Annotated in this window: 17 protein-coding genes and 3 pseudogenes; 15 read left to right on the forward strand and 5 right to left on the reverse strand. The window is 61.4% G+C overall.

Going from position 1 to position 22,510, the window contains the following annotated elements; all coding sequences use genetic code 11:
- Window positions 1-297: 297 nt before the first annotated feature.
- Both ilvD and OKW43_RS07570 read left to right on the forward strand, forming a co-directional pair.
- Window positions 298-2,160, forward strand: a complete 1,863-nt coding sequence (gene ilvD, locus OKW43_RS07565; protein ID WP_429446288.1) for a dihydroxy-acid dehydratase — start codon at window positions 298-300, stop codon at window positions 2,158-2,160.
- 440 nt (window positions 2,161-2,600) lie between these two features.
- Window positions 2,601-3,062, forward strand: coding sequence for a CHRD domain-containing protein (locus OKW43_RS07570; protein ID WP_187634444.1), 462 nt, complete (start codon window positions 2,601-2,603; stop codon window positions 3,060-3,062).
- Between the two features lie 44 nt (window positions 3,063-3,106).
- On the opposite strand, the pseudogene OKW43_RS07575 reads toward OKW43_RS07570, so the two are convergent.
- The 3 genes and pseudogenes from OKW43_RS07575 to OKW43_RS07585 form a co-directional block, all read right to left on the reverse strand.
- Window positions 3,107-3,799, reverse strand: a pseudogene (locus OKW43_RS07575) (cytochrome b/b6 domain-containing protein).
- 77 nt (window positions 3,800-3,876) lie between these two features.
- Window positions 3,877-5,076: a diguanylate cyclase domain-containing protein gene (locus OKW43_RS07580; protein WP_429446291.1), complete on the reverse strand. Its 1,200-nt coding sequence runs from the start codon at window positions 5,074-5,076 to the stop codon at window positions 3,877-3,879.
- Window positions 5,077-5,247: 171 nt separating this feature from the next.
- Window positions 5,248-5,838 (reverse strand): dimethylsulfonioproprionate lyase family protein, encoded by a 591-nt coding sequence (locus OKW43_RS07585; protein WP_429446293.1) that lies wholly within the window; start codon window positions 5,836-5,838, stop codon window positions 5,248-5,250.
- A gap of 522 nt (window positions 5,839-6,360) precedes the next feature.
- On the opposite strand from OKW43_RS07585, the gene OKW43_RS07590 reads away from it, so the two are divergent.
- The 8 genes from OKW43_RS07590 to OKW43_RS07625 all read left to right on the forward strand — a co-directional run bounded on the left by OKW43_RS07590 (window position 6,361) and on the right by OKW43_RS07625 (window position 15,938).
- On the forward strand, window positions 6,361-7,650 hold the full coding sequence (locus OKW43_RS07590) for a quaternary amine ABC transporter ATP-binding protein (protein ID WP_429446295.1): 1,290 nt from the start codon (window positions 6,361-6,363) through the stop codon (window positions 7,648-7,650).
- Window positions 7,647-8,528 (forward strand): ABC transporter permease, encoded by an 882-nt coding sequence (locus OKW43_RS07595; RefSeq protein ID WP_429446297.1) that lies wholly within the window; start codon window positions 7,647-7,649, stop codon window positions 8,526-8,528. Before OKW43_RS07590 ends, OKW43_RS07595 begins: the two co-directional genes overlap by 4 nt.
- Before the next feature lie 78 nt (window positions 8,529-8,606).
- Window positions 8,607-9,488, forward strand: coding sequence for a glycine betaine ABC transporter substrate-binding protein (locus OKW43_RS07600; protein ID WP_429446300.1), 882 nt, complete (start codon window positions 8,607-8,609; stop codon window positions 9,486-9,488).
- A 101-nt stretch (window positions 9,489-9,589) separates the two neighbouring features.
- Window positions 9,590-10,885 carry a serine hydroxymethyltransferase gene (glyA, locus tag OKW43_RS07605; RefSeq protein ID WP_429446303.1) on the forward strand — a complete coding sequence of 432 codons (1,296 nt, stop codon included), beginning with the start codon at window positions 9,590-9,592 and terminating at the stop codon, window positions 10,883-10,885.
- 73 nt (window positions 10,886-10,958) lie between these two features.
- Entirely contained in the window at window positions 10,959-11,846 is an 888-nt protein-coding gene (locus OKW43_RS07610) for a dihydrodipicolinate synthase family protein (RefSeq protein WP_429446305.1), read from the forward strand.
- Window positions 11,847-11,854: 8 nt separating this feature from the next.
- Window positions 11,855-13,186: an NAD(P)/FAD-dependent oxidoreductase gene (locus tag OKW43_RS07615; RefSeq protein ID WP_429446308.1), complete on the forward strand. Its 1,332-nt coding sequence runs from the start codon at window positions 11,855-11,857 to the stop codon at window positions 13,184-13,186.
- A 17-nt stretch (window positions 13,187-13,203) separates the two neighbouring features.
- Window positions 13,204-14,697 carry an aldehyde dehydrogenase gene (locus OKW43_RS07620; RefSeq protein WP_429446310.1) on the forward strand — a complete coding sequence of 498 codons (1,494 nt, stop codon included), beginning with the start codon at window positions 13,204-13,206 and terminating at the stop codon, window positions 14,695-14,697.
- A 239-nt stretch (window positions 14,698-14,936) separates the two neighbouring features.
- Entirely contained in the window at window positions 14,937-15,938 is a 1,002-nt protein-coding gene (locus tag OKW43_RS07625) for a LysR substrate-binding domain-containing protein (protein WP_429447359.1), read from the forward strand.
- A gap of 104 nt (window positions 15,939-16,042) precedes the next feature.
- Here OKW43_RS07625 and OKW43_RS07630 read toward each other — a convergent pair whose 3' ends face one another.
- Complete coding sequence (locus OKW43_RS07630) at window positions 16,043-16,393, reverse strand: helix-turn-helix domain-containing protein (RefSeq protein WP_429446312.1); 351 nt, start codon at window positions 16,391-16,393, stop codon at window positions 16,043-16,045.
- Window positions 16,394-16,483: 90 nt separating this feature from the next.
- On the opposite strand from OKW43_RS07630, the pseudogene OKW43_RS07635 reads away from it, so the two are divergent.
- The 5 genes and pseudogenes from OKW43_RS07635 to OKW43_RS07655 form a co-directional block, all read left to right on the forward strand.
- Window positions 16,484-16,708, forward strand: a pseudogene (locus OKW43_RS07635) (DDE-type integrase/transposase/recombinase); the annotation flags it as partial.
- Window positions 16,709-16,766: 58 nt separating this feature from the next.
- The gene (locus OKW43_RS07640; protein ID WP_187636680.1) at window positions 16,767-17,918 is read left to right on the forward strand and encodes an IS110 family transposase; all 1,152 of its coding nucleotides are present in this window, start codon (window positions 16,767-16,769) and stop codon (window positions 17,916-17,918) included.
- A 264-nt stretch (window positions 17,919-18,182) separates the two neighbouring features.
- A complete protein-coding gene (locus OKW43_RS07645) occupies window positions 18,183-19,334 on the forward strand; it encodes an IS110 family transposase (protein ID WP_187639712.1) in 1,152 nt (383 codons plus the stop codon).
- A 780-nt stretch (window positions 19,335-20,114) separates the two neighbouring features.
- Window positions 20,115-20,340: pseudogene (locus OKW43_RS07650) on the forward strand (IS6 family transposase); the annotation flags it as partial.
- A gap of 383 nt (window positions 20,341-20,723) precedes the next feature.
- Window positions 20,724-21,449 (forward strand): GlcG/HbpS family heme-binding protein, encoded by a 726-nt coding sequence (locus OKW43_RS07655; RefSeq protein ID WP_429446315.1) that lies wholly within the window; start codon window positions 20,724-20,726, stop codon window positions 21,447-21,449.
- A gap of 222 nt (window positions 21,450-21,671) precedes the next feature.
- On the opposite strand, the gene OKW43_RS07660 is transcribed toward OKW43_RS07655, so the two are convergent.
- Window positions 21,672-22,121, reverse strand: coding sequence for a hypothetical protein (locus OKW43_RS07660; RefSeq protein ID WP_187634454.1), 450 nt, complete (start codon window positions 22,119-22,121; stop codon window positions 21,672-21,674).
- Window positions 22,122-22,510 lie beyond the last annotated feature (389 nt).

Below are 22,510 nucleotides of genomic sequence, written 5' to 3' on the forward strand. Positions count from 1 at the left end.
TGGGCGCGGAAGGGCGGGTTCGGCGCGCCGGCGCATGTTCTTAGTGTGAACATGGTTTCGTTAAACGAACGCTACATTATTCGGCGTGGGCGCGGGCGGTGTCAAGAAAACGTGAGATCGGCTGAGCGGTCGCGGCAGCGTTTAATACTTTTCCCGACCTAATCGCGCCGAAAAAATATATTGGACGTCTTAGTGGCGTTCTTGCACTATTCGTCCCCAGCGCAGAATCCGCGCTGCGATCCCCACGCCCGCGCGGGCGCTCATCAAAACCGAAAACAGCAATACCTGAGGATACAGATGCCTAACTATCGCTCACGCACTTCGACTCACGGCCGCAACATGGCCGGCGCCCGCGCGCTGTGGCGCGCGACCGGCATGACGGACGACGACTTCGGCAAGCCGATCATCGCGGTCGTGAACTCGTTCACGCAGTTCGTGCCGGGCCATGTGCATCTGCGCGACCTCGGCGCGCTGGTCGCGAAGCAGATCGAAGCGGCCGGCGGCGTGGCGAAGGAATTCAACACGATCGCCGTCGACGACGGCATCGCGATGGGCCACGGCGGCATGCTGTATTCGCTGCCGTCGCGCGAACTGATCGCGGACTCGGTCGAGTACATGGTCAACGCGCACTGCGCGGACGCGATGGTCTGCATCTCGAACTGCGACAAGATCACCCCCGGCATGTTGATGGCCGCGATGCGCCTGAACATTCCGGTCGTGTTCGTGTCGGGCGGTCCGATGGAAGCGGGCAAGGTCAAGTCGCCGAGCGATGGCCAGGTGATCGCGAAGATCGACCTGATCGACGCGATGATCAAGGCCGCCGATCCGAAGATCAGCGACGCCGAAGTGGCCGAAGTCGAACGCAGCGCGTGCCCGACTTGCGGTTCGTGCTCGGGCATGTTCACCGCGAACTCGATGAACTGCCTGACCGAAGCGATCGGCCTCGCACTGCCGGGCAACGGCACGATCGTCGCGACGCACGCATGGCGCAAGGGCCTGTTCGAGCAGGCTGGCCGCCTGGTCGTCGATCTGTGCCGCCGCTACTATCAGGAAGAGGACACCTCGGTCCTGCCGCGCAGCATCGCCACCAAGCAGGCGTTCGAGAACGCAATGACGCTCGATGTCGCGATGGGCGGCTCGACCAACACCGTGCTGCACCTGTTGGCCGCCGCCCAGGAAGCGGGCGTGGATTTCACGATGTCGGACATCGACCGCATCTCGCGCAACGTGCCGTGCCTGTGCAAGGCCGCGCCCATGACCGACAAGTACCACATCGAGGACGTGCACCGCGCGGGTGGCATCATCGGTATTCTCGGCGAGCTCGCGCGTGCCGAGCTGCTCGACCTGTCGTGCGGCAACGTGCATAGCGGCACGCTCGGCAACGCGATCGCGAAGTGGGACATCGCCGGCGACGCGGGTGATGAAGCGCAGAAGTTGTTCCGCGCGGCGCCGGGCGGCATCCCGACCACGGTCGCGTTCAGCCAGGAAGCGACCTTCGCGACGCTCGACACGGACCGCAAGAGCGGCTGTATCCGCAGCAAGGAGAACGCGTATTCGAAGGACGGCGGCCTCGCGGTGCTGTACGGCAATCTCGCGGAAAAGGGCTGCATCGTGAAGACCGCGGGCGTCGACGAATCGCAGTGGCTGTTTTCGGGCCGCGCGCGCGTGTTCGAAAGCCAGGACGACGCGGTCGACGCAATTCTCGGTGACAAGGTCGTGCCGGGCGACGTCGTGGTGATCCGCTACGAAGGTCCGAAGGGCGGTCCGGGCATGCAGGAAATGCTGTACCCGACTTCGTATCTGAAGTCGAAGGGCCTCGGCAAAAGCTGTGCATTGTTTACCGATGGCCGTTTCTCGGGCGGCTCGTCGGGCCTCGTGATCGGCCATGCGTCGCCGGAAGCGGCGGAAGGCGGCACGATCGGGCTGGTCGAAGACGGCGACGTGATCGAGATCGACATCCCGCAGCGCAAGATGCATCTCGCGGTGTCGAACGAAGAGCTCGCACGCCGTCGCGCGGCGATGGAAGCGCGCGGCGACAACGCATGGCAGCCGACGAATCGCGAGCGTGTGGTGTCGCAGGCATTGCAGGCGTATGCGGCGCTCGCGACCTCGGCCGATCGCGGCGCGGTACGCGACATTTCGCAATTGAAGCGCAAGTAAAGCGCGGATCAGCGTGGCGGTCCTATTCGCGGTGACGCGTGTGGGGCCCGCGTGTGCGACCCAATAGAGACCGGTATGCGGGCAACTGCATGCCGGTTTTTTTTTTGCGGCGGCAGCAGCGAATGGACGGTCGATCAGCCGTCTCGTGTCGCCGTGACGTACCGGAAGAATTTTCCGCGCCAGTGCAATCCGAAGGTCAAATTGTCAACCCCCTTCGCGCAACCGTTTCCTTTCGAATCGCTGTCCAACAGATCTTGCGTCGACGTCACGAGGCGTCCCCATGCATAGGCACGAGTTCGACCTTACGCAAACTTCGCTTTACGGGCGGCTTGCGTCTATCCTTGTCTCACGTCTTCGGCTGCCAACAGCGCCGACGAGGTCTTCCGCAGTGTTCAATAATCGCCTGCCCACCAAGGGCAAAACCAACAGGAGAAAACCAGATGTCACGATCGATCTCGCAGCGCGCATTCATGGTGTTCGGTGGTTTGGCCTTAGCGGGTACGCTGACCTTGGCGCAAGCGGCGCCGGTCTCATTCAACGTACCTTTGACGGGCGCCCAACAGGTTCCGCCGGTGCAGACTCCCGGCAGCGGCAGCGCCAAGCTCACGTACGACGCCAGCACGCGGGTCGTCACCTGGAACATCACGTTCAGCGGATTGACGAGTCCGACCACGATGGCGCATTTCCACGGACCCGCTCCGGCCGGTAAAAACGCGGACGTAAAGGTCTGGCTGTCGCAGAAGGGCAAGATGGAGGCGACCAGCCCGATCACCGGTCAGGCCACGCTATCTCCGGACGACGCCAAGATGTTCGAAGCCGGTGACATGTACATCAACGTTCACACCAAGAACAATCCGAACGGCGAGATTCGCGGCCAGGTGATGCCGCCGAAGGGCGACTGAAGCAGGTCCCATAGCGGCGCCACGAACTCAGGTTTGCGGCAAGCTCACAGATAAGCCGCCAGCAGCACCACCACGGCAGCCCCGACGCAGAGTGGAAGCAGCGCCAGCAGCGCTGGCGCCTGCCGAGGCGCGTCGACGGACGCGGGCAGCGGTTTGTGGCCGGTTAGCATCGGACGCAGCAGGTTGTGTCCCTTCGCTACTGCATAGAGGGCAATCACGAGCACGTGCAGCGCCACCGCGGCGAGCAGCACGTACCAGGCAAGCCCGTGCAGTGCCGAGATTGCGTTGGCAAGCCACACGGGCGTCAGTTCGCTCAACGGCCCTTCGTCGGCGATGTCGTTGTTGACGTAGAGCCCGCTCAGCGTCTAAGTCAGCAGCAAGGCGAGCAGCAACAGAACCATCCAGCCGCCGGCCGCATTGTGGCCGACCTGCACGTCCGGCTCGCGACGAAACAGGCGGCGCAAATGACGAAGCGCGGCCGCGGGCGATGCGACGAAACTGCGAAAGCGCGCGGTCTCACTGCCAAAGCAGCCCCACAGCAGCCGGGCAATCACCAGTGCAAGCAGCGTCTCGCCGACCCGCACGTGCCAGTCGATCCAGTTCAGCTTCAGGGTGACATAAGCGGCCGTGACCAGCACCACCACCAGCCAGTGAAACAGCCGCACCGGCGCGTCCCAGACCAGCACTGGGCGGGTGATGGGCTGGGTGGGTCGCGTGACGGGTTCGGGAGCATCCATGTGTCGTGCCTGCGTGCGCGATCGGCTGCGGCGAAATTCGCGTGGTTCCTTCGACCCACGCTCTATCTGCAAGGAGCTTAAATCGGATTTCCACTCGACGCGCAAGTGGCGAAGGGAGGCGCAGCCGTTGGCGTCTGTTCAAGCCGATTACCGCCTAGCGACTTGGCTCGGTATAACGCCTGATCGGCGGCTGAGAGCAGGTCGGTGACGCTAGCCGTTTCGCGACCTGACTCGGCGAGCCCAATGCTGACGGTGGCGCGAATCCGGTCGCCGTCGGCACCATGCGACATCGCGGCAAACCGGTTGGCAATGGTCTCGCCTAGCTCTTTTGCGCGTTGGCTGTCGTAGCCCGGCAGCAGCGCGGCGAATTCTTCACCGCCGATGCGCGCAACGATCGCGTCCGCATCCGTCACGGCTCGAACGGTTTGCGCGAATGACCTCAAAACCTCGTCGCCAGTCTTGTGCCCATGGCGATCGTTGATTCTCTTGAAGTGATCGAGGTCGAAGGCAAGGAGCGTGACAGGTCGCCGGTGTGTGCCGTGCTCGCTGATGACCCGCTCCCCCTCTTCAAAAAACAACTTTCGATTACCGAGGCGAGTCAGGTAATCCGTGCGCGACTCCTGCAAAAGCTCACCATGAATCTCTTCCCTGGTTAGGCGGAGCAGGGTCATCGGCAAAATGACTGAGTACAGCACCCCTTCGTACATCGTGATTTCGCTCGAAACAGCCAGAATGTGCGGCCCCAGGACCGGGACCAGCCATGGCAGCACGAAAGCTCTGGCGGCGTAAAACAGCGCGTGGATGCCCGTCACCGCCACGGCGACGCGTCGGGATTGGACCGCCGGCATTCCATCGCCTCGCATCAGTTCGAGCGATGTCATGGCGGAAGCCAGTGCGATCGGGATGGCGCTCACATAGATCCAGACCGCAGCCTGCCAACGCACGCCCGCGAGCGCCCACGTGAGCCCCATCAGCACGAGCAAGCCGACCGAGCTTGCGAGATACCGCCGGCCGTTAAACATCGCGATACCGTCCAGCACCAGCAGGTAGCCGCCGAGAATCACGAGATTACTGACGGCGGGTCCAGCGGCACCGAGCAGTTGAACCCGAAACGCAGCCGCCGCGCAACCGATTCCAAGGGTCGCATATCCAGCCGCCAGCATTCGCAATTCCTTGCCGCGCTTGGGATGGGACAGGTGTTCCCAATACATCATGGCGGAACTGGCCAATAGAGTTCCGATCACAAGAAGGTAAAGGGTGGCTAGATCGACTTTCATCGCTGACTTCGGAGCGGCCCCTTCACAACGGGGAAAAGGTTGAAGACACAACACCAGGTAACGGCAAATGCCGCGCATCCTTGCGAGATGATAACGGAAGGGGCAGCGCGGGGAGACTCGAAGCCTGGAGATTGCCGACGCAAATCGGCCGATACATTCGGCGTGGCGATTTCAAACCAGCAGACACCATATCGCGAAGAGCGGAGTGGTTCCCGAGCGCATTGCGTGCGGGCTATTTGGTGGGTTGTGGAGGCCTGCGCCGATACCCGGATCGAACCAGTGTCCGTTGCCTTGCCGGAATTCCCCAGCGCTCAGCAGTACATAGGCCTCTTCCGGCGGATGTCGATGATCGGGGTACCGGGTCAGCGGTGCAAGCAAAGAAAAGCCCAGTTGGACGTCGTAGCGGCTTTCCATACCACCGGGGCCGCAAATCATGCCGTGCACGTGCTTTGCGACATAATCATCGCTTCCATTCGATCCTGAAGTTCGAAGTTGCCAACCGATCGAGGCTTCGAGCGACTTGATCGCCCGCGCAGCGGCACCCAGATCAGATGGGTCATCCAGAAGCGGCGCCAACGCGGAGTCGAGAAGGTCGCAAGCAGGGTAACGCTGGCTGTTGCGGCGCCCATCGTCGGACGGCTGCTCGATACGCTCGAATACTTTCACAGCCAGTTGGCGAGCTGCGGCTGGCAGCGCTTGCGCTTGAAACAGTCTTTGGGCAATGCGGATGAAATTAGCGAGATCGTCATGTCGCGTATACATAGACCCTCCAGGAATCCGTTGGTAGCGTTGACGTCGTCAGAGATCAGCGCGGCGCTGCGTCTTCTCCCAGCCATTCAATCAGCTGCGTGATGACCGGTGTAATGGTTCCATACCTGTCCTAATAAACCCTGTCAGGACTTTCCCTTGGCTCGCCGCATTTCGATTAATCCATAAATGCTCGCCAGGCGGGACGCGTCGCGACCCGCAATTGCCCGCGAAGCCCCGTCTGCAGCGGAGCCGCGCGTCGCCCGCGAATTCGCCGAAGCTTGCGTCGCCCGACGCGGCCCTCGCATGCATTACCAAAGGTATGGAAAAGAGCCCAGAAAATGTAGCTGGAGGCCGCAATTTGAATTGATACGCTGCAATCACATCATCAACTGCCGCACAAAAACCGGATTCACCGGAGTATCGAATTCGGAGTCGAGTGAGCGCTGATGCTAGCTGAGCCGCCACGCACGAACTCACGGTCAAGCCGGAGTTTCGCCATCGGCAATTCTTTAACCAGCCAGCCGGGAAGACCGAATGAGCCCAAATCTGACGTTCGCGCCGGAAGACGTGATACCTCCAGGCGCAATCAACACGGCGTCCGTGCCATCGGCGACCCGGCCGGTCGCCATCTCGGGCACGGACATTCTGACGGTGAAAAACCTTTCGAAGATCTTTGGCCCGAAGCCCGAAGTAGCCGAGCAATTGGTCAAGCAGGGCCTCGGACGCGATGAAGTGTTCAAGCGCACGGGCAACATGCTGGCGGTCAACGACGTCAGCCTGAACGTCAGGGCCGGCGAGATTTTCGTCATCATGGGACTGTCGGGTTCCGGTAAATCGACGCTGGTGCGCCTGCTCAACCGCCTGATCGAACCGACGTCGGGCCAGGTCGTTCTCGAAGGCCGCGACATTGCGCCGATGTCCACGCCGGAACTGCGGGAAGTGCGCCGCAAGAAGATGGCGATGGTGTTCCAGTCGTTCGCGCTGCTGCCGAACCGCACGGTGATCGACAACATTTCGTACGGCCTCGAGGTCGCCGGCATGAAGAAGTCAGAGCGCTATGAGATCGCCCGGACCGCGCTCAAGCGTGTGGGTCTCGACTCGTACGAGAAGCTTCTACCCAGCGAACTGTCGGGTGGCATGCAGCAGCGGGTCGGTCTGGCGCGCGCCCTCGCGGTCAATCCCGCGGTGCTCCTGATGGACGAAGCGTTCTCCGCGCTCGATCCGCTGATCCGCTTCGAGATGCAGACCGAACTGCTGCGGCTTCAGAAGGAAGAGCAGCGCACCATCGTCTTCATTTCGCACGATATCGAAGAGGCCATCAAGATCGGCGGGCGTATCGGCATCATGAAGGATGGGAGCCTGATTCAGGTGGGCACGCCGGCCGAACTCATCCAGTCGCCGGCCGACGACTACGTACGGGACTTTTTCCGTCACGTCGATGTTTCGCGCTTTCTGAAAGCCGACAGCCTGCTGACCCCGGTCGAGCGCGGACTGATTTCCGGCGATGTCGGCGCACCGGCTGAGCGTTACCTCGATCAACTGATCGACAGCGGCGCTGAATGTGGCTACGTGTGTGATGAGTCCGGCCGCTACCAGGGCTGCGTCACCCCCGCGTCGCTGCACAGGACGGGAGGCCGACCCCTGCGCGAAGCATTGCTCGAGGATTTGAGCACAGTCTCGCTGGACACCGATCTGCACGAACTCTCGGCGATCGCGTTGAGCCAGCAGCACGACGTAGCGGTGACCGATGCGGCAGGCCAACTCGCGGGCGTCGTGTCGTGCCGAACGATACTCAAGCAGGTCATGGAGCGGAGGGCAGCATGAATTCCTCAGTCATCGGCAAGTTCGCGGAGAACGCCGTCAATTTCCTGTTCAATCATTTCCAGGGCGGCTTCAACGCTTTTTCCGCCGCGCTGGGCGCGGTCGTCAAACTGCTCGAGAACGGCCTTGCGGCCATTCCGTTCGTCGCGATGCTCGTCATCCTCGTGGCGCTCGCATTGTGGCGCCGTGGCATCGCGTTCTCGGTTTTCGTCGGTATCGCGTTGCTGCTGATTCATTACATGGGCCTGTGGCCGCAAACCGTCTCGACCCTCGCGCTTGTCGTTGCCGCGACGGTATTCAGCCTGATCGTCGGCGTTCCGCTGGGTATCTGGGGCGCCCGCAACAAGCGCGTCGAGATGATCCTGCGCTCGCTGCTCGATTTCATGCAGACGATGCCCGCGTTCGTTTATCTGATCCCCGCCGTGATTCTGTTCGGCTTGGGGCGCGTCCCAGCGGTGATCGCAACCGTGGTATTCGCGATGCCGCCTGTCGTGCGACTCACGACGCTGGGCATCCGCCAGGTTCGCGAGGAATTGCTGGAAGCGGGCCGCTCGTTCGGCAGCACTGACGCGCAACTGCTGTGGAAAATCCAGCTGCCGAACGCATTGCCGTCCATCATGGCCGGCGTGAACCAGACGATCATGATGTCGCTGTCGATGGTTGTGATTGCGTCGATGATCGGCGCGGGTGGCCTCGGCGAGTACGTACTGAGCGGCATCCAGCGTCTTGACATCGGCATCGGCTTCGAGGGTGGCCTGGGTGTCGTGCTGCTGGCGATCGTGCTGGATCGGCTGACGGAGACTTTTGGCGTGAAATCGAAGAAGAGGAGACCCGTCACGAAAGTCAGCAAGGCTGGCGCCGCCGAAGCGGCACGCAGTTGAGCACGCGAAGGCCAGCCTGAACGAGGCGTGGCATCCGTGACGGAATGGGTAGTGTCAATATAAATACGGAGTACTGACATGGTTAGCAATGGTCTCAAATCACTGGTGGCGAAGGTGGCGGTATCGACGGTCGTCGCGTTGGGCATCGGCGCCGGGTCTGCCTCGGCTGCCGAGCCGATCAAGCTGGCGATCACCGACTGGGCAGACGTTCTGGCGACGGCCAATGTCGCCAGATACGTGCTCGAAACCAAATTGAATCAGCCGGTCAAGTTCGTCAACGCGGACATCGGCATCCAGTTCCAGGGCGTCGCGCGCGGCGACCTCGACATCATGGTGGGCGGCTGGCTGCCGGTGACGCATGCCGTCTACTACGCAAAGTACAAGAACGATCTGGATGATGTCGGCGTCATCTACACAGGCGGTAGAAACGGCTGGGCCGTGCCCGCATACGTGCCGGAGTCCGAAGTTTCGTCGATTGCGGATCTGAGCAAGCCGGAGGTCAAGAGCAAGCTCGACAGCACGATTCAAGGGATCGGGCCGGGGTCGGGGCTGATGCAGGCATCGGCGAAATCCGTTCAGGCGTACGACCTGACCGGCTACAACCTGCAGTCGTCGAGCGAGGCCGGAATGCTCGCCGCGGTATCACGCGCGTATCAGACAAGGCAGTGGGTGGTTGCGACGGTCTGGAGCCCGCACTGGCTTTGGCAGAAGTGGCAGATGCGCTATCTGAAGGACCCGAAAGGAACGCTGGGCGGCGAGGAGCAGGTCCACGCGTTCGCGTCCAAACAGTTTGCCAGCAAGTTTCCTCGCGCCGATGTGTTCTTCAAGCATTTCAAACTGACCTTGGCTGACATCGAAGCGATCGAACTGGAAGGAAACAGTACGAACGACTATGCCACCGCCGCGAAGAAGTTCGTCGATGCGCACCCGGACAAACTGCAAGCCTGGCTGCAGCAGTAACCGGGAAGTTCGGATCCATGGGGGGCAGAAAGGTCCGCTGCCTCACGCGATTTCATGATTTTGCAGGGGCTGCTTGAGACCATTACTTCCTGGGGTGACTTGTGAGCGAAAACACGTGCTTCTTTTCTGAAACGCTTCAGAGCCGTGATCCGGTCATTGCATCGGAGATCGCGCTCGAATTGCGCCGGCAGCAAACGCAGATCGAATTGATTGCTTCCGAAAATATCGTTTCGGCCGCGGTGATGGAAGCGCAAGGTACGGTGCTGACCAACAAATATGCGGAGGGATATCCGTCGAAGCGCTATTACGGCGGCTGCGAGCACGTCGACCGGATCGAGGCGCTCGCCATCGACCGCGTGAAGGCGCTGTTCGACGCCGAGCATGCGAACGTCCAGCCGCATTCCGGCGCGCAGGCGAACGGCGCTGTGATGCTTGCGCTCGTCAAGCCTGGTGACACGGTCATGGGTATGTCGTTGGACGCGGGCGGCCACCTCACGCACGGCGCGCGTCCCGCACTCTCCGGCAAGTGGTTCAACGCGGTCCAATATGGCGTGAGCCCGCAAACCTGCCGGATCGACTACGACGCGGTCCGCCGGCTGGCGCACGAGCATCGGCCGAAGCTCATCATCGCCGGTTACTCCGCTTATCCGCGGGCGCTCGACTTCGCGGCTTTCCGTGAGATTGCGGACAGCGTTGGAGCCCTGCTGATGGTCGACATGGCGCATATCGCCGGCATCGTCGCGGCCGGGCGCCACGAGAACCCGATCAAGTACGCGGATGTGGTGACGTCGACCACGCACAAGACACTTCGGGGCCCGCGCGGCGGCTTCATCCTCACCAACAACGCCGACATCGCGAAGAAGATCAATTCGGCCGTGTTCCCCGGCTTGCAGGGCGGACCGCTGATGCATGTCATCGCGGGCAAGGCGGTAGCGTTCGGCGAGGCGTTGCGTCCGGAGTTCGCAGGCTACATCGACCGGGTGCTGCGTAACGCCGACGCGCTGGGCAATACGCTGCAATCCGGCGGGCTGTCGCTCGTCACGGGCGGCACCGACAACCATCTGTTGCTCGTCGATCTTCGTTCCAGACGGATCACGGGGACCCAGGCCGAGAAGGCTCTCGAGCGCGCGGGCATCACCTGCAACAAGAACGGCATCCCGTTCGACACCGAAAACCCGACCGTGACCTCCGGCATCCGGCTTGGCACGCCTGCCGGTACGACGCGCGGTTTCGGCGCCGCGCAGTTCGAGCAGATTGGCGAAATGATTCTTGAAGTTCTGGCGGGGCTGGAGCGCGAGTCCGGCGGCGACGATCAGATCGAACGCGCAGTGCGTAGCCGCGTGAGAGACCTGTGCAACCAGTTTCCGATTTACTCGCACGCCGACGCGTTGGCGTAAGCCGGGCGCCCAGGCCGCGAGTGTAGGGAAGACCTGATTATCAGTTTGAAGATCAATGAAGAGAGGAATCGAAATGAGCTTCGAGGGCGTACATACTCCGCTGGTCACTCCGTTCAGCGAAGACGGAGAAATCGACCATGTTTTGCTGGGCAAGCATGCAGCTAACCTCGCTGGCCGCGTTTCAGGGCTCGGGATTGGTGGCACTACGGGCGAATACTACGCGTTGAGCTTCGACGAACGCGTCAAGACGTTCGCCACCGTTGCCGACGCAGCGGGTGGAAAAACGTATCTGACCGCCGGCATCAATGCGACCACGACCAGGGAAGTGATTCGCCTGGGTCTCGAGGCGAAGCGGGCGGGTTTATCGTCGTTGCTGGTTGCCGCACCGTACTACACGCAGCCGACCCAGCAAGAACTGCTGACGCATCTGTTGAAGGTGGACGACGCGCTGGACATGCCGATCATGCTGTACAACTTCCCGGCCCGCACCGGAACGGAAATCAGCGACGGCGTGCTGGCAACGCTGCTCGAGCGTCCGAACTTTGTAGCGATGAAGGAGAGCACCGGCGATATTTCGCATCTGCACCATCTGATCACGCACTTCAAGGACCGGCTGGTGCTGAGCTGCGGGATGGACGACCAGGCACTCGAATTCTTCGCATGGGGCGCGAAGAGCTGGGTTGGCGGCGCATCGAACTTCCTGCCCGAAGCGCACACGGCGCTCTTCGATGCATGCGTGGAGCAGAACGATTTCGTTCTCGGCCGCAAGCTGATGGCGCAATTGCTGCCGGTGCTCGAACTGCTCGAGCGCAGCGGCAAATTCATTCAGTACGTCCGCTACGGTTGCGAACTCGCAGGACTGCCGGTGGGCGTTGCTCGCGCACCGCTCGGCTCGCTGAAGGATCAGGAGCGCGGCGCGTTTGCGCAGCTCGTGAAACCTCTGATTCGCAACGCGCAGTAACAGCAAAAATGGTCTCCAATCTGGAATTCGCGCGGTTTCCGGCGCCAGACGGCGTCAACGGATGGTGGGAGAGTCTGCCGCCCGCGGCGCCGGCCAACAGCGTGTCGTCCGCGCATCGATACGATTGGGTCGTTGTCGGCGGTGGTATCACGGGGCTTTGCGCTGCTCGCCGGCTTGCCGAGCTGGCGCCCGAAGCGTCGATCGCGCTCGTCGAGGCGGACCGTATCGGGCGCACGACGGCCGGACGCAATTCCGGATTCTTCGTCGATTTGCCCCACGATATCAGCAGTGAAACCTATTCCCGCACTGTGAGCGAGGACAAGGCCGACGTGCAGTTTCAGCGGCACGGGATCGATTATGTGCGCTCGATCGTACGCCAGCACGGCATCGACTGTGACTGGCGCGACGAAGGCAAATTCCACGCGTCGGTCAACAAGAAGGGCCTCGATGCGCTCTCACACTTTGCGGATGGATTGACGCGCATCGACGAAGCATTCGAGTGGCTCGATCAACCGGCGATTCGCGCGGTGACGGGAACGGACTTTTTTCAGGGCGCGCTGTTCACGCCGGGCTGCAGCACCGTGCAACCGGCCGCGCTGATGCGCGGTCTGGCGGCCACGCAGCCCGCCAACGTGACGGTTTTCGAGTCGAGCGCGGTGACGCAAATCGATCATCGCGGCGACGAGAAAATCCTGCATTTCGCCGGCGGAAAGATCGTGGCCAAACAGGTGATTCTCTGCACCAACGCCTACGCTGCGACGTTCGGTATCCATCCGAATGGCTTGCTGCCGGTCTACACGTTCGCATCGATGACTCGCGTGATGCATGCCGACGAGGTCGACCGACTGGCCGGGACACGATCGTGGTCGCTGATTCCGGCCGACCCGATGGGCACGACCGTGCGCCGGCTGGCTACGGACCGGATTTGCGTGCGTAATCATTTCGCGTTCCGGCCGGGGCTGCAGGTGTCCCATGCCGATCTCGCGAAGGCGAAAGCGCTGCATCAACGCTCGTTCGACCGGCGATTCCCGATGCTCGAAGGCGTCGAGCTCGAGTACACGTGGGGTGGTCCGCTGTGTCTGTCCGCGAACAACGGCGCGCTGTTCGGCCGTCGCGACGACGGGATCTTCGAAGCAGTAGGTTGCAATGGCCTCGGGCTGAGCAGAGGGTCTTCGTCAGGCAAGCTGATTGCCGAATACGCGCTGGGCCAGAGCAACGAACTGGTGCGCCAGCGGCTGAACCAGCCGCACCCGCGCTCGCTGCCGGTTCGACCGATCGTTGACGTGGCGGTATCTGCGACGATCTGGGCAAAGGAAATGTCGGCGGGGGCCGAACTTTAATCATCCAAGGACACGAGATGACAACGCATCAGCAGTGGAAGCAGAAAGCCGACGAACTGCCGCTCGACGGGCGGGCATTCATCGCCGGAGAGCGGTGTCGGGCGGCGTCGAGCGAGACGTTCGTCACGCTCAATCCCGCATCAGGCAAGGGGCTGGCGGAAGTAGCGAAGTGCGGTGACAAGGATGTGGATCGCGCGGTCGCGGCCGCTCGGGGCGCGTTCGAATCGGGCGTGTGGTCGAAGGCCGCGCCGGCTCACCGCAAGTCGATCCTGCTTCGCCTCGCGCAATTGATCGACGAGCATGCGGACGAGTTGGCGCTCCTCGAGGCACTGGAGGCGGGCAAGCCGATCAGCGAATGCCTCGGGCTGGATATTCCCGAGTCGGCGGCTTGCATCCGCTGGCACGCCGAAGTGACCGATAAGCGCTACGACGCGCTGTCGCCTTCGGGACCCGAGGTCGTCAGCATGATCACGCGCGAACCGATCGGTGTGGTTGCCGCCGTGCTGCCCTGGAATTTCCCCGCACTGATGCTTGCCTGGAAGATCGGACCGGCTTTGTCCGTCGGCAATAGCGTGATCGTGAAGCCCGCGGAACAGACGTCACTGTCGACGTTGCGCATCGCGGATCTCGCTTTCGAGGCTGGCGTGCCCGCGGGCGTGTTCAGCGTCGTGACGGGCTTTGGCGAAGACGCGGGACAGGCGCTGGGTCGCCATCCCGACGTCGACCTCGTCGCGTTCACCGGCTCGACTTCGACGGGCAAGCGCTTTCTGCATTATTCCGCGGACACCAACCTGAAGCGTGTGGTGCTCGAATGCGGCGGGAAGAATCCGCAGGTGATCCTTCCCGATGTGTCGAATCTCGATGCGGTGGCCGAACAGGCCGTTGCCGCCGCCTTCTGGAACATGGGAGAGAACTGCAGCGCTGGCTCGCGGATTCTCGTTCATTCGAGCAAGCGGGCGGAGCTGGTCGAGAAAGTCCAGTCCGTTCTTGCGGGCTGGAAAATGGGTGATCCGCTCGACCCGGACGTGAAGCTCGGCGCGCTGATCGAGGACACGCATTATGAGAAGGTGCTCGCGCACATCGAGAAGGCAAAGGAGCAGGGCGCGCGCGTGATTTGCGGCGGACGTGCCGCGCTGACCGAGACCGGCGGATGGTTCGTCGAGCCCACGATATTCGATCAGGTAAAGCCGGATATGGCCATCGCACGAGAAGAAGTGTTTGGGCCCGTCGTGTGTTTTATCGAATACGATGACGTGGAGGACGCCATCCGGATTGCGAACGACACGTGTTACGGACTGGCAGCTTCTTTGTGGACCGATAACGTGAACAGCGCTCATCAAGTCGCGGCGCGTATTCGTGCAGGTACGGTCACGGTCAACTGCTTTGGCGAGGGAGACCTTTCGACGCCATTCGGCGGCTTCAAGCAATCGGGGTTTGGCGGGCGCGACAAGTCTGTCTATGCGCACGATCAGTATTGCGAGCTGAAGACCACGTGGTTGAAGCTAGGTTGAGTTCGCAGCGGGAAGTGCGCGAACGGGCCGGTGGCGAGCTTTATTCCGCGCGGCACCGTGCCCAACAGGCGGCTTATGGTTCACATCACTTGTCAATAGGCAGGCGGACTTGCAAGCTATTCTGATCCGAATCCCTTCGGGGTCGGTGGCGTGAGCGTCGCTCGCCATTGGCGGCCGGACAGCCCGGGCGAGCGACACGACCATCCGCGATGCAAGCACCCATTCAGAGAGCGCAAGCCATGTTAAAGAAGCAGCCTTTCGCAGACAGACTTCTCGCCCAGATGCCGTCACTGCGGGCACTCAAATGCTTCGTGACGGCGGCGAGATACGAGAGCTTTACTCAGGCGGCGGAGGTCCTCTGCGTGACGCAGGCCGCAATTAGCAGACAAATCAAAGAACTCGAAGATTCGCTCGACGTCGCGCTGTTCGAGCGAACCGGCAGGCACATCGCACTGACCGACGCAGGGCGCATTCTGTACAACGCGTCGTATCTGTCGATCATGAATATCGCCGAAGCGGCGGAGGCGGTGCGTCGCACGGATAGGCACGCGTTAACCGTTTGCGTGTCGCATACGTTTGCGGCGTTATGGTTGTCGTCGCGGCTGCCGGCGTTTCGCGAGCGATTTCCAAGTATCCAGTTGCATGTGATGGTCACCGAGCACTTCATGGAACTGGACGAGCTGATGGAGCCGGACATCATCATCACGAAGAATCCGCCGCGCGAGCCGGAATACGATGTCGAGCCGTTGTTCCATGATGTCGTCTACCCGGTTTGCAGCCCAACATTTTACGAACGGCATTTTCGTGACAAGAAGCTCAAACCGCTCGATCTGCTATCGCAACCCACCTTGAATCTGTCGTTGCTGGGGCGTGCCCAGGTGTGTGAACACGTGGATTGGCGAGTGTGGCGCAACTGGTTCCAGCAAGGCGACGGCACCGACATACTGGCTGACAACAGGCGCCTGGAGAGCAACGACTATCGGCTCCTCGTCGCGCAAGCGGAAGCCGGCGAAGGGACGCTGCTTGGTTGGCACCATCTTGTCCATCTGCAGATCGAACATGGGCGCCTGATGCGGCCCGTTCCGGACGCGCTTGTCTTCAAAGACCGCTATCACTATTTGATTACGCACCGGAACGCACGGCCCCGAACCGAGTATCTGCAGTTTCGGGACTGGCTCAACGAGGAAGCCGGCGGAATGATGCGGGACTGGATCGACACCGGTGTTGCCACCACAGGGTAGCGTAACGGGTCTTGGCATATTGAAACGCGCGGTCAGCGCGCGTGCGAAGGGTGTCGAGGCCATTCTGAAATGTCGTTGAAGTCAGCCCTATCGCAATGGCGGCTTCACTTGCCCCTGGCGGCACGTTCCTGTCCGGGCGTGGCGTCAAAGAGCTTCCGATAACACCGCCCCAGATGCGAGGCGCTGGCAAACCCGCACTGCATCGCAATGTCGAAAATGGACGATGTCGATTCATGCAGGAGCTTTTGCGCCGCCATCAGGCGCACGCCGAGATAGAACTGCGAGGGTCCCATGCCGAAATGCTTGAGCCACATGCGCTCGAACTGGCGAGGCGAAATGCCGACTAGCGAAGCGAGCGTCTGCACGGGGACGGGGCGTTCAATGTTCTGCTCCATCAGCGTGATCGCGTTGACGATGCGCCGATCCTCTATCCCATGGCGCCACTGAATCGCCATCTTCTGGCTCTCCTGTGACGCACGAATACGCGTATGCAGAAACTGGTCGGCGACATCGGCCGCAAGCCGATGGTTATGCGCGCGAGCGATGACGTCCAGCATCAGATCGATCGCGGCCGTGCCGCCGCCAAACGTTTTTTCAAGCGTGTGTTGCGCTCGAACCCGGTGCCACGCAAGATTGTCACCGATCAGTTGCTCAGCTATCCCGCGGCGAACGTCGACGTCCCGGAGTTGGTCAACGTGAAGCATGTGTTCGTCAAGGCTGCGGTCCGTATCAACAACCGGACAGAGAACAGATCCTATGAAGCATCCAGGTCGTCGACTGGCTAACGCCTAAAATCGGCGTACCGAGGTTTGCTCACGGGAGAGCATCATGCGTACAGATCAGGGATACACGCGTACTGCGGAACCGGCGCTGGCGGTGTCACTCGAACTCGCTGCGGCGAAGTGGAAGGTAGCGTTGCACGACGGGCAGCGGGAGCAGCCGGCGGTGTACACCGTAGCGCAACCGCAAGCCCCCGCGCGCCTACAGGCCGTGCTGGAAGTGATCGAACAACAGAAGCTGAAGTGGTCGCTGCCCGCGGGCGTGCACCTTGTCGTGAGTTATGAAGCCGGCCAGGACGCGTTCTGGATCTATCGGGCGCTACGGGCACGCGGTATCGAGTGTCATGTGGTCGATCCAGCGAGCATTCCGGTCGAGCGCCACAAGCGGCGTGCCAAGACTGACCGGCTTGATGCAATCAGGCTGGTGATCAGCCTGCGCGCGTGGCTGCGCGGCGAGCGCGACCGCATGCACGTGGTGCACGTGCCGTCACCGCAGGACGAAGCGTCCCGCCATCTGATGCGCGACCGAGGGGAACTGCAGAAAGAGGTGCTACAGCATCGTGACCGGATGCGCAAACTGCTTGTCACGCTCGGCTGCTGGGATGAGGTTGACCACAAGGCCTTCGCCGCCCGCCTCGCCCGTGACCAGGTGCGGTGTCACGACGGTGCGCCACTGCCGCGCGAGCTGCGGGAGCGGCTGCTGCGCGAGTGCGAACGGCTGGCGCTGGCCGTGCAGCAACTCGCGGCACTCGAGAAAACGCAACACGCTGGCCTGCCCGCACCCGCACGCGAAAGGATCGATCTTCTGACGCAGCTAAATGGCATTGGCCCGGTGGGTGGCTCGCGTCTAGCGCTCGAGCTGTTCTGGCGGGACTTCCATAACCGGCGCGAAGTTGGGGCCTGCGTAGGGCTGGTTCCACAACCCTACGACAGTGGCGAGAGCCAGGTGGACCAGGGGATCAGCAGGCAGGGCAACCGTCGCGTGCGCGCACTGCTGATTGAGATGGCGTGGTGCTGGATCCGTTACCAGCCTGGCAGTGCACTGGCGCAGTGGTTCAACCAGCGCACGCAAGGCACGGGACCGAATCGCCGCGTGCGGCGCATTGCGATCGTCGCAGTAGCACGACGCCTCGCGATCGCGCTGTGGCGCTACTTGAAGGACGGCGTGATACCCGAAGGCGCACAACTGAAGTCAGTCTGAGCCCGAAAGGTATCGCGACAACGCAATCAAGGGTGGAACGATACCTGTCGATCGAGAGTTTGAAGTGAACATGCCCGTGTTGATGGCGGGTTGCTAACGCGACCGATTAAACAGATGGGGCATGCTCCCGGAACAGGTTCCGGCGTAACGCGCATAAAGGATGAGGCTGGCCATACGCCAGCGGATAGATGCTATGAAAGGGACGCGATAACGCGGAGCCCTACAATTCCCACATCGCATCGGTTCGCGTTAAAGGAGGGCATCATGCGAAATTCCGCTTACGCAGCTGGCAGAGAGGAACTCATACTGGCGGTATCACTTGAGCTTGCCACGGCGAGCTGGAAGATAGCGTGCCACGACGGTCGCCGTGACAAACCCGCGGTGCACACCCTCACCGATCCGCAGGCCGGGGCGCGCCTGCAGGCCGCACTGGATCTGATCGAGCGCCAGAAGCAGCAATGGTCGCTGCGCGCCGGCGTGCGCACCGTTGTCTGCTACGAAGCCGGACAGGACGCATTCTGGATCTGTCGTGCACTGCAGGCGCATGGCATTGAATGTTACGTCATCGATGCCGCCAGCATTCCGGTCGTACGCCACAGGCGGCGCGCGAAAACGGACCGGCTGGATGCCATCAAGCTCGTGCTCAACCTGCGCGCGTGGCTGCACGGCGAGCGCGACCGCATGCACGTCGTTCACGTACCCTCAGTACAGGACGAGGCGCTGCGTCACCTGACCCGCGATCGCGCAGAGCTCCAGAAGGAGGTCCTGCAGCACCGCAACCGGATCGGAAAGCTGTTGCGCACGCTCGGCTGCTGGGACGACCTCAAACATGGGTTCGCCAGCCGGCTTGCCCGGGGGGAGGTCAGGTGCTACGACGGTTCCCCACTGTCCCCCGAAATGCACGACCGGCTCCTGCGCGAATGCGAACGGGTCGCCCTCGCCAGGCAGCAGCTCGCTGCCCTGGAGAAGGCGCGTCACCAAGCCCTTCCCGCCACGGTGCGCGAAAGAATCGATCACCTCACACGCCTGAAGGGAGTGGGCCAGATTGGAGCGTCCCGGCTGGTGCTTGAACTCTTCTGGCGGCAGTTCGACAACCGCCGTCAGGTCGGTTCTTGTACCGGTCTCGTTCCGCAGCCGTACGACAGTGGCGACAGTCACACCGATCAGGGCATCAGCAAACAAGGCAACCGTCGCGTACGGTCACTGCTGGTCGAGATGGCCTGGTACTGGCTGCGCTACCAGCCTGGCAGTCCGCTTGCGCAGTGGTTCCGCCATCGCACTGAGGGCACCGGCGCCAACCGCCGCGCGCGACGCATCGCGATCGTCGCGGTGGCACGGCGGCTGGTGATCCTCCTGTGGCGCTACCTCGAGCACGGTGTGATCCCCCAGGGAGTACAGATGAAGCCGTCCACATAGCCAGACACACGTCGATAGCCGCAACCCTCACTAACGGTCATACTGGCTGACCATCAGGGTCATGAAGCGGAAGTACCCGTTCACCACCGTGGTTGTTCATGCAACCGATGCTGATAGATGGGGTACCTCCCCGGAACGCTTTCCGGCGCACTGCGCATACTGCATCAGGCTGGCTCCACGCCAGCGGATAGAAGAAGGTCGGGACGCCATGTCCCACGCGCGCGACAACCGGCTTCACGTTTGCCCAGGCAGTGCCAGGGAGGTGCGCAGAATCGGACGTGTCATGGCAAGCACGGCTACACGAATGCCGCCTGCATGGTGGCAGGCGCAATAACCCACGCGCCCGCCACCCCGTACCAGCGTATCGCGCTTCGCAGCGTCAAGGGGGCCGCTGACGCCAGGCTTCGCCTGCCCTTGACGCTTGCTACGCGCTTTCCTGACAAGGGACCTCGTAAACTTGATGACGTCTCAGGAGGGATCTGTGCAAACCGGGCCTTGACAATTACTTACCCTTCATAGAAGAAGTTGGTGAGACGTTGCTGTCTTACGCGCGCGATAAGCGGCTTCAGGCTAACGACGTTGACCGGACTGTAGCCATGGTTGAAGTTGAGGGCGGTGGGAATCCGCCGGACTATGCCGCGAAAATGCGACTTGTATGGCGGCGAGCGCCATCACTCGCGCTTGCCGCCATACGCCAGCATGTCACCACTTTGCAGCGAGGAGAAAGAGACTTGACCCATCCTTTGTAAGCCAGTTCGCAAATGGCCTTGACAACTTTCTGCTCATAGAAGCCATCAACCCACGCGGGAGCGCGAGCGGTGTATGCGAGGCTTTCGCGACCCAAAGCGCACAGACCTTCCTGTCCAGCTTCGGTCCAATTCGGCAGCATTTCGCACTGAAGCGGCATCTTCTGCGCGCTTCACTCTATCGCAGACAACTCACGGCCCGGTTCGCCGAATGGTGCGAATTTACCAACGTCACCCAAACTCCGTCGAATGCTTTCTGAGTCATAGTGGCCTTATGCATCTCATCGCCGAACTCCCGTAAGTCGACAACGCCTTTCTGACCTGCCCCGTGGCTGACGGGAACTCTGTTTTGGCCAATGACCTTTGAGTAATGGTCTTCACTATTTAAAGGCGTCCAATGGGGCGACATATGTTCGCTGTGGGGGTTCGCCGCCGGCATTCGACGGCGACGAGTTTTGACAATGCATGGAGTGTCGCTTTGAAACGTCTGTTCGTTGTCACCAGCGGTCTTGCGAACTCCGGGGAAACCTTCACACCTTGCCATAAGGGTGTTAGCAGATTTTGTGCATTCGGTATCCTATTGATAGGTCTAATTCCAGCCCGCAATGTGTTTGCTTTGAAATAGATCGTCAGGAGAAACGTCATGCGTAAGATGCTCATCGTCGCTGTCGCAGCCTTCTGCATTGCGTCCTTTTCGCATGAAAGTCGTGCGTCTGGTGATGATGACGTTCCACAAGGACGTTGCAAGTTGCCACAAGGTACGGTCGCATTGGTGGAAAAGCAGTTGAGTACGGTAGTCAATCTGGCCGATGGCAATGGGGGGATCTTCAAGCCCAATCGGATGTGGGCGGCCATTGTCGATCGGGAAGGGCACCTCTGCTCGGTGATCGTGACTGGGGATGCCTGGCCGGGTAGTCGGGCCATCGCAATTGCGAAGGCCTATACTGCGAACGGTTTCAGCAACGATGCACTCGCTCTATCGACGGCAAACCTCTATGCGGCCACCCAGCCGGGCGGGTCTCTGTACGGGCTGAATAATTCGAATCCTTTTGACGCGCGCTTCCTCGAACAGGGCAGCGGCATCGGACACACGCTTGGTGGCATCATTACCTTTGGCGGCGGTGTCGCACTTTATGCGGGTGGGAAAGTCATAGGAGGATTAGGGGTGAGCGGCGATAGCGCCTGCGCCGATCATGCGATCGCGTATCGCATGCGCAAGCTGGCGGGGCTCGGAACTGTACCCGCCGGCGAAGGCCCGAATAACACGGATAACATCATATATTCAACAAGCGGGTCTCTGATCGGCTTTGAGCACCCTCATTGCTTTCCGACCGACCTGAGCGCCGCTGCCATTGAGAACACACATTAGTCAACGTGTTGACCCGCAGCGGTTGGCCATCCCACGCTATGGCTAATTGCAAGGGCATCAGCAACGTATTGACTGGAGATGGAGATATTCAGACCGCGTGTGGCCAACGACTTGCGAAATCACGATTTTTTTGAGGCATGAAATGGTGCAGCGCTGCTGAATGTCCTCAGGTGACTCCAGGGGCCGTCGACCGTCGATGGCCTGTTCGATCGATGCAACTGGTCAGCTTCTCGCCGAGTGGTGTTGACATCTGGCTCGCATCCAGCCGGTGCTGATCGTTTCCGCCGGCTTGCCGCATAGCTCGCACAGCCGACCGCCCATCATCTCCGCCGGTTCGATCACGGCGCGTTGTCGCGCATCAGCGCCCGAAGCACTGAAGCGCAGCGTTCCGGACTTTTCCTTGACCTGCATCACAACCACCTGCGGAGCGCCGTGCTTTGTACAAAGCTGCAGCTTCGCGCACAATACATCGATCAGATCGAACCAGCCGTCTCCGCACTCGAATCCCCACACAGAGAATACCGTTGGCACGGCATCCGGATCGTCGGTGACTGCCGGGGTGACGGCGAATATGAGCGGGTATCTTTCCCGTAAGATGTTTGACGATTCCTCGCGCACCGCTTCTTTCTCCCATGTCAGTATTGCTGCCGCAGCTACAATTTTAGTTGTCACATAGTGTCCGGCTCGGCGAGAACCGGCTATCGAGCGCAACAGGGCGCCAGGTGAGGAGGCCAGAGCGTGATTGCCGCGGAACCTGGAGGATTGCCGGACAGGATCGAGTGCCGTCGTACACAGGTGGTGGAGCGAATCGGTCTGCTCATTGATGAGCGTCGCTGACCGGCCATCTGCGGACGATCGTTCGCGCTCCCGCGCGGACATTTGAATGTCGGCTTCGCCCTAGGTACCGGACTTTGCGTTTCGACGACGCCCAACGTGCCGTCGCCCTTCTCAATTGGTTGGACAGCATGGGAAGTCGCCCGGGAAGCCGCAGATCCACCCGTTTATTCCGGATTGCCGCTAACAGCGGTCAGCCCCGTGAGATTCACACTGCGGGTCGTGAA

Origin of the sequence: Paraburkholderia sp. WC7.3g, assembly GCF_050436345.1 — a bacterium.
GTDB lineage: Bacteria > Pseudomonadota > Gammaproteobacteria > Burkholderiales > Burkholderiaceae > Paraburkholderia > Paraburkholderia podalyriae.